Source organism: Mesorhizobium sp. M2E.F.Ca.ET.209.01.1.1, assembly GCF_004010375.2.
In the GTDB taxonomy this organism is placed as follows: Bacteria; Pseudomonadota; Alphaproteobacteria; order Rhizobiales; family Rhizobiaceae; genus Mesorhizobium.
In genome coordinates, this window is record NZ_SADP02000054.1 from 1 (window position 1) to 1,206 (window position 1,206).

1 protein-coding gene is annotated in these 1,206 nt (G+C 57.7%); it reads right to left on the reverse strand.

What is annotated here, in order from left to right; all coding sequences use genetic code 11:
* The coding region (locus tag EN852_RS34500; RefSeq protein ID WP_135858162.1) for an MmgE/PrpD family protein at positions 1-1,176 on the reverse strand (1,176 nt) is incomplete at its 3' end.
* Between the last annotated feature and the right edge of the window lie 30 nt (positions 1,177-1,206).

Below are 1,206 nucleotides of genomic sequence, written 5' to 3' on the forward strand. Positions count from 1 at the left end.
CGATAAAGGGCGCAGGACATCCCCAAGTGGGTGTCGTACAATCATTTCTTCCGGCCCTTTCCCTTGATCCATGACAACGCGGGCTGGCGTTTCGGCTGGAAACGCCGAAGCGAAATCGGAGGACGCTTCAAGCTCAATACGCCCGGCCAACTCAATGATGCGTACGTCAGTGAGACGTTCAGGTTGAACAGGCCGTAGGGCTTCCCGCCCGTACAAAGCGGCCAGTGCGCAACTAAAATAGAAGCTGTATTGAGCCCCCTCCAAGGTGCTGGGGGCGCGCTCGTTTGCTAGGCGCAGCGCTTGTGGGAAAGTTTCTATGCGCAGCTTGCGGATCTCTTGCCCATCGCGACGCATGGCTAGTATCGCATCGATAGCTGCGTGGATATAGCGACAGCATGCATACGGCTTAAGATAGCATTTTTGAATTTCCCATGAAGACCCAAGATTTTGGGTCAGGAGATGGCGGGTGAAACGATCGTCGTCATCGAGAAGATTGAGAGGTCCAGTTGCGGCTGCCCGCGCGCGATAGGCGGCGGTGATACCTGCAACCACGGCGGGCGGAATCCCTTCCTTGATCGTGCTACCCTCGAATTTCGAGGTTGTGGTCAGGAAGACGATTGGTCCTTCGGATCCGGCAATACCTAACGCATGAGCGGTTTCCGTGGCACTCAAACCCAAGAGACGGCTAGCTGCAGCCGCAGCCCCGTAGCCGACCCAGCGTCCAGTTGCATACGTATCGATTGCCGCAACCGGCCGAGAGCTCGCGATTCGGAGGGCGATTTCATATCCGAGCGCAATTGCAACCATGGTCTCGGAGACCGACGCGTCAACAGCCTGAGCCACTGCCAAGGCGGCGGGAATAACGCCGGCACCCGCGTGGCCTGCTGCGCCACGATGACCGTCGTCGATATCCAGCGCGCTTGCCGCAGCGCTGTTCGCCATCGCGGCGCCGACCACACTAGAACGATCCTCGGTCACCCAAATGCTGATCAGGCCCTCGCCATAGGCTTCCAGTGCTGATTTTCTGGCCGCATCAGCTAACGGCGATCGCAGGCCCGCAGCCGTGGCACCGATAAGATCTAAAATGAGCAACGAAATTGTACGCCGTGTCGCCGCAGGCAGTGCACTTGCTGGATAGCTGCTAACGAATTCGGCGAGTTCAGATATGGCTCGCACTGAGGTATACTCCAATATATCCGCTTCTTT